The following is a 9,542-nucleotide window of genomic DNA, read 5'->3' as shown; positions in this document are numbered from 1 at the left end:
GCGGCGTCACGGGCCGCGGCGCCGATCGAGCTTGCCTTGGCGCGGGCTGCCGCGAGTTCTTTTTCATAGGTTTCGACGGCCGCGTCAGCTTCAGCTTTCAGCCGTGCCGCTTCGTCGAGATCCTGTGCGATGCGTCCATGACGGTTTTCCAGAATGCCGCCGACGCGCGGAACGATGACCTTCTGCATGAGCAGGTAGAAAAGGCCAAACGTAATCGCCAGCCACAGGACCTGCGATGCATAAGTAGACTGGTCGAACGGCGGGAAAACGCCGGAAGAACCGTGCTCGGCGCCATGCGCTACACCGGTTTCCGTGTGCGTGGCTTCCGGTTGCGGCTGGCCAACGGCCGGAGTTTCCGTATGCGTTTCACCTACGGTCGGTGCTGACTGGGCATAAGCCTCGGTCACGAACATGCTCACCTCCAGGGGGACTGCAAATGCGAAGGATCACGGCACGCTATGTTGCGGGCCGTGATCCAGACCTGATGCCGATATTAGACAGCGAACAGGAGAAGGAGAGCAACGAGCAGCGAGAAGATGCCCAGAGCTTCCGTAACGGCGAAGCCGAATACCAGACGGCCGAACTGGCTGTCGGCAGCAGAGGGGTTGCGCAGTGCGCCGGACAGGTAATCACCGAAGATACGGCCGAGTGCGAGGGACGTACCAGCCATGCCGAGGCATGCGAGACCTGCGCCGATGTACTTTGCTGCTTCCGCTTCCATGTGAGACTCCTTGAGATATTGGTTGTTGCGGCTGTTTTTGACGCCCGTTGCCGGGGCCAGCGACTTTACTTCTCAGTGACCACCATGCACGGCGTCGTTCAGGTACATGCAAGTCAGTACCGCGAAGACGTAAGCCTGCAGGAAGGCAACGAGAAATTCGAGAGCGGTCATGGCGACCGTCATGATGAGAGGCAGGACTGCACCGCCGACGCCGAGCGCGCCAAGCGCGCTCATGGAGGCGACGAAGCCTGCGAAAACCTTGAGCGTGATGTGGCCGGCCAGCATGTTCGCGAAAAGACGAACGGAAAGGCTGATCGGACGCGACAGGAAGGAGATCATTTCAATCGACGCCACAAGCGGCAGAAGCGCCTTGGGCACGCCGGAGGGGGCGAAAATGCCGAAGAAATGCAGACCGTGCTTATAAAAACCGTAAACCACGACCGTGCCGATGACGAGGCAGGCGAGCGCGAAGGTGACAATGATCTGGCTGGTGACCGTGAAAAAATACGGGAACATGCCGAGCAGGTTTGCCGTCAGCACGAACATGAACAGCGAGAAAACAAAGGGGAAGAACACCATGCCCTTCTTGCCGGCGCCTTCGCGCAGCATGGAGGCGATGAACTCATAGGACATTTCGGCAACGGACTGCATGCGGGTGGGGATCAGGCCGCGGTTCGACGTTGCGAAATAAAGAAAACCCGAAGCAGCAGCCACGGTCGCGACCATGAAGAGCGACGCATTGGTGAAGGAAAAATCGACGCCGCCAATTTCGATCGGAATGATCGGCTGCACCAAGAACTGATGGGTCGGATCGTTTGCCACCGGCTGCCCTCTTTACCTGTCGCCGCCTGTCGCGGCATCTCAACTGTAAGGAAAAACAGCCTCAAAGGCCGCGTTTTCCACCCTCGTCTCGTCTGTCCGCCTTCTCAAGCAGCGGCGGCTTGGCCACCGCGCCCGTCGAACGCAACACATTCAATACGCCTGCGCAGAAACCGAGAAGAAGAAGAACGATCATCCCCCACGGCGTCGTGCCGGCAAAATAGTCCAGAAGATAACCCAGCATAGCGCCGACCACGATGGCCGAAATGAACTCCGATGAGAGCTTAACCGCCATCGCAAAGCCTTTCCGGCTCTCCGCAGCGTTGGTCTCCGCCCTCACTTCCGCCTCATCCTCCGCCTTCACCTTTGCCAACTCGTCAGCAAGGCGTTTGCGGCGCTCGTCCAGACTATCGTCACGGTTGCCAGTCATCTTAAAATCCCACCCATTTTCTCCGTTCCAGCCATGCCAGAACCCTTTGGAGTTGTAAACGGTGACGGATTAAGCCTGTTCCAGCCCGCTCTGAAGTCGCGCGCAACATAGTTTTAGGGGCTTCTCTAGTCAAGGCACTGCGAGCGGTTGTTTAGGCACAAATTAATCATGCAAAAACAACGGCTTGACTAGAAATCACTGTTTGGGGGCGATGTTTCGCCGGGGAATCGGCATTTTTGACACGCAAAATGCGCCAAATTGGCGGTGGTATCAGCTCCAGCCGCCACCATAGGTACGGTAAAAGACGTGGAGGCCGATTCTGCCGACCTTCTTCATCGACTTGCCCCAGGCGGGACGCACGTAAACGGCGTGATAGTGGGTGGCAGAGCCAACTTCCTTCAGCCAGATCTTACCGGCCGTAGTCGCCATGGCCACTTCGCGCGCCATCTTCCAGTGGCGTTCGGAATTCACCCGGTCCTTGATATTATCGCAGGCGAAGGAGAACTGGCAGCGATTGCGCCAGTCCTTGTTCTGGTAGACAACGCCGCAGATGGTTTTCGGATAGGCCGGATTGCGCACGCGGTTGAGGATGACCTGCGCCACCGCCGCCTGACCTTTAACGGACTCACCGCGCGCCTCGAAATAGATGCCCGATGCAAGGCACTGCTGTTCGGCCGGAGAAAACACGGCAGCCGGCAGCGGCGTTGCGGCCCAGGCGTGGTCATCTGGGTTGATCTGCGGTACGAAGCGGCCGGCCTCGGGCTTCTTCAGAATGGCGTCGAAGGGAGACTCGCGGGCAAAATCCGGTTCGGCGGGCGCATAGGCCGTCGCCAGGATGTCCGGCGTGCGGTTGGTGACGAGTTCCGCCAGCATCGGCGAGACGCTCTTGTCCGCCTTCTTTTCCTCGCGGCGGAAATAGAAAGAGGCGAGTTCGACATCCTTGCCGCGCTTCGGCTTGACGAAGGCGGTGCGATCCTTGCGCTTCAGCGGCTCGATATCCAGCATCGAGGTGCGCTGCAGCACCGAACCGGCGGTGAAGGCCTTCGGCGGCTGCATGATTTCGGTGGCGACGATGCGGCCCTTCTTGGCTGCGCGGTTCACCCGCTCGCTGTCCGGCGTCGTTGCCTCGCCCTTCTTGTTGGTGACGAACGCAACCTTGCTGCCATTGGGCAGGGTCATGCCGCCGCCATGCAGCGCCTCGTCCCCTTCCGCATCGTTGAATGTCAGGGAGGCGTTATGCGTCGAGCCCGCCGGGGAGGCAGTCAGCACCATGCGCCATTGTTCGCCGCCCTTGTCGAGGCCCGCCAGAAGCGAGGCGAGATCGGCACGCGCAGCGAGGGAGGGAAAGACAAGCCAGGCGGCCAGGCCGAAGACGACGGGTGACGTCCACTTGGACGCCCATCCCTGAAAGGACACGGGGGACCGACGACGCATTACTCTTTTCGAACGCAAAACCAGCACTCCGAACACCGACAACCGAATTTTCTACAGGTGTTCGAGAATCTCTTATTAACCTTGATGGTTGGTTAACGCCGCGCAGGAAGGTGTCTTCACGTTAATGTGTGAGGGAATGCTAATGAGTGTGGCGTGGAGTCGAGTTCGCATGTGCCGATCAGAACTGCGCCGCAGGGCATCTCCTCATCCGTCATTCCGCCTCGAGCCGGAACCAGCCGTCGCGCGTCGGCGCGGCGTAAAGACCCCTTCACCCCAAGGACTTGGGCTGGCTGGATACCGGCTTAAGGTCGGTATGACGGAGAGAACGAGATCGTCCAGCTACATTGAGGGCATGCCCACTTCGTCACACCACGACGTGCGAACCGAGTTCCACCACCCGATTGGCAGGCAGGCGGAAATAGTCGGAGGGATCGGCCGCGGTTTCGGCGAGCGCGATGAACAGGCGGTTCTGCCAGCCCGGCATGCCCGATTTCGGATCTGGAACCAGCTTGCGGCGACCGAGATAGAAGGAGGTCGACATGATGTCGAACTTGTAGCCCGTGCGGCGCAGATAGCCCAGCGCCTGGGTAACATTCTGGGTTTCCATGAAGCCGAAATGCAGCTCGACCACGGCGAAACGGTCGCTCATCTTCGTCAACGTATAACGATCTGCCGGATGAACGCGCGGCTGATCCTCGGTGCGGATCGTCAGGATGACGTTCTTGTCGTGAAGGACGTGGTTATGCTTCAGATTATGCAGCAAAGCCGCCGGCGCCGTTTCCGGATCGCCGGTGAGGAAAATCGCCGTACCCGGTACGCGCACCGGCGCATGGGCGCTTTCCTTTTCCACCGAGGCGATGAAGGCCTTCAGCGGCACATCGATGCGGCGCGTCTTGGCGAACAGGATTCTCGAACCGCGCTGCCAAGTCGTCATGATGACCGTGAAGGCAATCGCCAGCAGCACCGGCACGTAACCGCCATCGTGAATTTTCAGAAGGTTTGCGCCGAGGAAGATCAGTTCCAGCACCAAAAGCGGGGTCAGCACCGCAAGGGCAAGCCAGATCGACCATTGCCAGCGTTTGCGCACGAACTCGAAGAACATCAGGCTGGTGACGACCATCGCACCGGTGACCGAAATACCATAGGCGGTGGCCAGCGCATCCGAGCTCTTGAAGGTGAGCACCAGGGCAACGACACCGAAAAGCAGGATGGTGTTGACCGCCGGAAGATAAATCTGGCCGGTATTGGTCTCCGAGGTGAAGAGAATTTCCATGCGCGGCAGGTAGCCGAGGTGAATCGCCTGGCGAACCAGCGAGAAGGCGCCCGTTATGACGGCCTGGCTGGCAATGATTGTCGCGGCGGTCGCCAGAATGACGGCGGGCAGGATCGCCCATTGCGGGAACATCAGATAGAAGGGATTGGACATGGCCGCCGGGTCTTTCAGCACCAGCGCGCCCTGCCCCAGATAGTTCAGCGTCAGCGCCGGGAATACCAGACAGAACCACGCCCACTGGATGGGGCGGCGGCCGAAATGGCCGAGGTCTGCATAAAGCGCTTCTGCGCCCGTGATCGTCAGGAACACCGCGCCGAGCACGACAATGCCATAAAAACCTTCATTCGCCAGAAACTCGACCGCGTGCCACGGGTTGAAGGCAAAGAGAATGCTGAAGTCGTCAGCAATATGAATGAGGCCTGCAAGGCCCATGACGATGAACCAGACCGCGGTGATCGGTCCGAAAAATTTTGCCACCGTGCCGGTGCCGTGGGACTGGATGGCGAAGAGGCCAATCAGGATGCCGACAGAGATCGGAATGATGAAGGCGTCCATCTCCGGGGTGACGAGCTTCAGGCCTTCCACCGCCGAAAGCACTGAAAGTGCCGGGGTGATCATGGCATCGCCGAGAAACAGCGCCGCGCCAATCAGGCCAAGCACGATGAGGACGCTGCGATGGGTGCCGGCCGTCTTCATCAGCAGCGCCAGCAGCGACAGCGTGCCGCCCTCGCCGTCATTGTCGGCGCGCAGCAAAAGCGTGATGTATTTGAAGGTGACGATGATCGTCAGAGACCAGATCATCAACGATGTGAGGCCGATGACCTCTTCCTGCGTCACCCCGTCATAGGCGATGGGCCGCAGGGCTTCGCGAAAGGCGTAGAGCGGGCTGGTGCCGATATCGCCATAAACGACGCCGATCGAACCAAGGATAGCGGCGTAAAGCCCCTTGTTCTTGTGAGCGTCATCCGCATCCGGCTTCTCGGCAACATCCTTGTCAGCGATCTGGGACATGATGATCCTGGCTCCTCAGAGCCAGCCCTTCCAACGAAAAAAGAGAAACGGGATGATTGCGGACATCACCATGACGATCAGCGCAAGTGGATAACCAAATGTCCAGTTCAACTCCGGCATGAGCTGAAAGTTCATTCCGTAAACCGAAGCCACCAGCGTGGGCGGCAGAAAAACCACCGAAGCGATGGAGAATATCTTGATGATGCTGTTCTGCTCGATGTTGATGATGCCGAGCGAGGCATCCAGCAGGAACGTAAGATTGCCGGAAACGAAGGATGCGTGCTCCGTCAGTGACTGTATGTCACGGGAAATCGACTTGCCCTGTTCCCTCGCGCCCTTGTCTTCCCGAACCTGGCCGCTGGTGGACAGGAACGTCTGCAGCCGCGCCAGCGATGCAAGACTGACGCGGACCTTCGAAATCAGCCGATGATAGGCAGCGATGTTGGTCAGGCGGTCTTCGAGATAACGCGGCGCCTTGCGCTTGGAACGGGCCTGGCTGCCGAGAATGTCTGCCGCGAGATTGTCGATGCCGGCGACCGAGTTCTCGAGAATTTCGGCCGTGCGATCGACGATTGTCTCGAGCAGTTTCAAAAGCAGCGCCGTGCCGCTGCGCATCTCATGCGGCGCGCGGGTGATGGCGGCAATGAAAAGGTGGAATGATTTCGGCTCAGCATAACGGATCGTCACGAGGCGCGTGCCGGCGAGGATGAAGGCGACATCGGTGAGGCGGGGGTCGTCCGAATCCGCCTTCCACACCAGCGATGCGGTCATGAAAACATTGCCGTCTTCCATGTAGAGACGGCTGGAGGGCTCGATATCCTTCAGATCCTCACGCGTCGGCAGATCGAGCTGCAGCAGCTTTTCAACATGCTGCTCTTCCGCCCTGTCCGGGTTGACGAGATCGATCCAGACGATGTCATCAGGAATCTGTACGGAGCCGTCGTCTGACGACAGGCTGATCGCCTCGCAATTGGCGCGATAGGCTTTTATCAATCCGTTTCTCCGCTCCACATTGCAGGCCTTAGCCGCAATGCTGCTTAACATATCCTGTTTGCTGTCGGCAAACCTTTGGACGACACTTCAGGGACCACCGAAACAGGCGCAACGTCATATCGCGCCAGCCCGATGGACCAAGAGCCAAACGGCGCAGGCGTATGCGCCCAAAGCGAGATGCAATCAAGCAATATTTTTTCGCGACAGCTTTGCAGACGAAGCACTTCTGGATTTCATGGCCAGAAACCGCACCGTTACTGGCCACCAATCTTCTGTTTTTACAGGACTATTCACAGCGCAGGTGCGCTTTGCGGTTTTGCCGGCCGTCCGTAGCTTATTCGAAAACGATCTTTGGAGCCGCTTTTCTTTCACCGGCGCCAATACGCTCCCAGACTTTTTTCGCTATCTCGCGGTAGATCGCAGCCTGTGTACCATCCGGGTCGGCAACGACGACAGGCGTTCCGGCGTCCGACATTTCGCGGATGGCGATGGTGAGCGGCACCTCGCCGAGGAACGGCACACCGATCCTTTCGGCTTCCGCCTTCGCGCCGCCGTGGCCGAAAATATCGTAGCGGGCGCCGGTATCGGGCGCGATGAAGTAACTCATGTTCTCGATGACGCCGAGCAATGGCACCTCCACCTTGCGGAACATGGTGATGCCCTTGCGCGCGTCGAGCAGCGCGAGGTCCTGCGGAGTGGAAACGATGACCGCGCCGGCAAGCGGCACCTGCTGGGCGATGGTCAGCTGCGCATCACCCGTGCCGGGCGGCATATCCAGCACCAGCACGTCGAGCTCGCCCCAGGCGACTTCACGCAGCATTTGCATCAGGGCGGACTGCACCATTGGCCCGCGCCAGATCATCGCGGCCTCCTCATCCACCAGAAACCCCATGGACATGACCTTCAGCCCATAATTCTCCATGGGAAGAATGATGCGGTCCTCCTGCTGTTTCGGACGACCGGAAATCTTGAGGAGCCGCGGCAGCGAAGGCCCGTAGATGTCCGCATCCAGCATGCCGACCTTCAGGCCAAGCGCCTGAAGGCCGAGCGCAAGATTGACTGATGTCGTCGATTTGCCGACCCCGCCCTTGCCCGATGCGACGGCGATGATGGCGCGGACGCCGGGGACGCCCACCTTGGACGAGCCCGGCTGCTGCGTCGGCCGGCCGGCTGCCGCGGCGGGACGCGCCGGCGCCGGCTGCTGTTGGCCGGGCTTGCGATCGGCAGTCAGCGCCACGACCGCGCCGGCGATACCCGGAACGCCCTTCGCCGCCTGTTCGGCGGACAGGCGCAACGGCTCCATCTCGGCCGCCCTGTCGGCCGGGACGGTGATCGAGAAATAGGCCTTTCCATCTGCGATGAAGATTTCCGAGACCATGCCGAGGGAAACGATGCTTCTGCCGCTGCCGGGATAGATGACGGCGTCCAGAGCCTTTTCCACCTGGTTCTTGCTGACCTCTGCCATTGTCTTACTCCGTTACATCGTCCGGCCTGATCGGGAAACAATTTGCGCCATCCATAGACAAGCGGGAGCGGTTCGCCAATGCCAAAGCGCAAACAGGAACCATTCGCGACGATTTAGCGCTGCGATTTCAAATTTCGTCATCCATATCGAGCGTCTCCGGATCGAAGACGCGCCCGTCGAAGAAACAGTCGGGTCCCAGAACGAGGCCGGTGCGCGATGCGCCGACATGAACAGGTTCCCTCAGCGTGCCTTCCAGCTTCAGATTGGCGCCTGGCACCGGCACGAAAAGTGGTTTCATCGCCTTGCGAAAAATATCCGGCCTATACGCATTGCGTGCGGCTTCCACCACCGCGGCATCGAAACGGCAACCGGCGGGTATTTCCCCCCAGCGCAACATCTGGCTGAAGAACCAAAGAGCCTGGCTTTGCCATGGAAAATTCGCCGCTTTCGCGCTGGTGACGAAAAATTCCTGAAAACGCTGCATGTCCTTCTGCGAAGTCGAAATATAGCCCGTCAGGGCCGGAAGCAGGAATTCGCCACTGACGTTCATATAATGGGGGGCGGCCAGAATACCGGCGAGTTCCTCGATATTGGCGGGGTTGGCGCACCACTCGCCGGCGCGATAAAGCGCGCGTAGCAGCCCCTCCAACAGGCTGGCATTCGCATCAGCCCAATCTCGCTTCACGGCAAGTATTTTTTCCGGGGCATTGTGCCAGATGAGCGCGCCCGTCGTCACGATACGCCCGGCGCCACCCAGCACCGCTGCGCTGCCCGCGGGTTCAGCAGAACAGAGCGCATCGACGTCGCCACTTTCCAGAAGCCCGGGCATCGCCTTCGGCAGCGCTTCGACGATTTCCATGTCACGGCCAAGCAGCACACCGCAGCTTCCGAGCAGATAACGCAGGGCATGAAAGGACGTCGAAGCGATATCCTCAACCGCGAAGACGGGCGGATTTTCACCCGCGGCCCGGCGTGCGGCGCAGACGCGGGCCATCGCGCGGCCGAAAGCCGCCGGGTCCGGCAGCTTCAGTCCCTCACGGTAAAGTTCATCATAAAACCCAAGGGAAACGGTGGTCGCGGAGCCGCCGAGGGAAAGCGTGAAAACGCCGATGATATTGGCCGGCATATCATGGAGACCAACGGCCGACCCCACGGGAACGGGAGCGGGCAAATGCGCGATCTGAACGCCGTCCTCGCCGAGCACCGAAAGAACACCACGTGCGGACTGCTTTCGGACCAGTTCCAGTTCTATGCCTTCATCGGCGGCAAAGCCTTTTTCGGCAGCGACTATCAGCACGGCGCAATCGACAGTCGGAGAAAATCCCGCTTTTACACTATGCCGCTCCGGCAACGATTTCTCCTTTCCGGTGATTCGAAAAGAGGATCGCCCAGGAAG

The 9,542-nt window shown here is 59.7% G+C and carries 9 protein-coding genes; all 9 read right to left on the bottom strand.

Annotated features, from left to right (window positions below):
* Nucleotides 1–413, bottom strand: a 413-nt coding sequence (locus DOU54_RS17425) for a F0F1 ATP synthase subunit B (protein ID WP_286079934.1), incomplete at its 3' end; no start/stop codon positions are given.
* A gap of 80 nt (nucleotides 414–493) precedes the next feature.
* On the bottom strand, nucleotides 494–721 hold the full coding sequence (locus DOU54_RS17420; protein ID WP_003494147.1) for a F0F1 ATP synthase subunit C: 228 nt from the start codon (nucleotides 719–721) through the stop codon (nucleotides 494–496).
* A gap of 72 nt (nucleotides 722–793) precedes the next feature.
* A complete protein-coding gene (locus DOU54_RS17415) occupies nucleotides 794–1,543 on the bottom strand; it encodes a F0F1 ATP synthase subunit A (protein ID WP_004440258.1) in 750 nt (249 codons plus the stop codon).
* 61 nt (nucleotides 1,544–1,604) lie between these two features.
* On the bottom strand, nucleotides 1,605–1,970 hold the full coding sequence (locus DOU54_RS17410; RefSeq protein WP_022555707.1) for an AtpZ/AtpI family protein: 366 nt from the start codon (nucleotides 1,968–1,970) through the stop codon (nucleotides 1,605–1,607).
* Between the two features lie 270 nt (nucleotides 1,971–2,240).
* Nucleotides 2,241–3,404: a cell wall hydrolase gene (locus DOU54_RS17405; RefSeq protein WP_035209376.1), complete on the bottom strand. Its 1,164-nt coding sequence runs from the start codon at nucleotides 3,402–3,404 to the stop codon at nucleotides 2,241–2,243.
* Nucleotides 3,405–3,768: 364 nt separating this feature from the next.
* Nucleotides 3,769–5,688: a potassium transporter Kup gene (locus DOU54_RS17400; protein ID WP_004440255.1), complete on the bottom strand. Its 1,920-nt coding sequence runs from the start codon at nucleotides 5,686–5,688 to the stop codon at nucleotides 3,769–3,771.
* A gap of 15 nt (nucleotides 5,689–5,703) precedes the next feature.
* Nucleotides 5,704–6,681, bottom strand: coding sequence for a magnesium transporter CorA family protein (locus DOU54_RS17395; RefSeq protein WP_162749567.1), 978 nt, complete (start codon nucleotides 6,679–6,681; stop codon nucleotides 5,704–5,706).
* A gap of 334 nt (nucleotides 6,682–7,015) precedes the next feature.
* The gene (locus DOU54_RS17390; protein WP_113381004.1) at nucleotides 7,016–8,146 is read right to left on the bottom strand and encodes an Mrp/NBP35 family ATP-binding protein; all 1,131 of its coding nucleotides are present in this window, start codon (nucleotides 8,144–8,146) and stop codon (nucleotides 7,016–7,018) included.
* Nucleotides 8,147–8,273: 127 nt separating this feature from the next.
* A complete protein-coding gene (locus DOU54_RS17385; RefSeq protein WP_113381005.1) occupies nucleotides 8,274–9,497 on the bottom strand; it encodes a CmpA/NrtA family ABC transporter substrate-binding protein in 1,224 nt (407 codons plus the stop codon).
* Nucleotides 9,498–9,542 lie beyond the last annotated feature (45 nt).

Origin of the sequence: Agrobacterium sp. MS2, assembly GCF_003261015.1 — a bacterium.
Classification (GTDB): Bacteria; Pseudomonadota; Alphaproteobacteria; order Rhizobiales; family Rhizobiaceae; genus Agrobacterium; species Agrobacterium pusense.
The sequence above is the reverse complement of the archived record's forward strand: the minus strand, read 5'-3'. Positions and strand labels throughout refer to the sequence as shown.

Coding starts and splice junctions, on each gene's coding strand:
- DOU54_RS17420 (WP_003494147.1), bottom strand. CDS start 721: ATGGAAGCGGAAGCAGCAAAGTACATCGGCGCAGGTCTCGCATGCCTC.
- DOU54_RS17410 (WP_022555707.1), bottom strand. CDS start 1,970: ATGACTGGCAACCGTGACGATAGTCTGGACGAGCGCCGCAAACGCCTT.
- DOU54_RS17405 (WP_035209376.1), bottom strand. CDS start 3,404: ATGCGTCGTCGGTCCCCCGTGTCCTTTCAGGGATGGGCGTCCAAGTGG.
- DOU54_RS17400 (WP_004440255.1), bottom strand. CDS start 5,688: ATGTCCCAGATCGCTGACAAGGATGTTGCCGAGAAGCCGGATGCGGAT.
- DOU54_RS17390 (WP_113381004.1), bottom strand. CDS start 8,146: ATGGCAGAGGTCAGCAAGAACCAGGTGGAAAAGGCTCTGGACGCCGTC.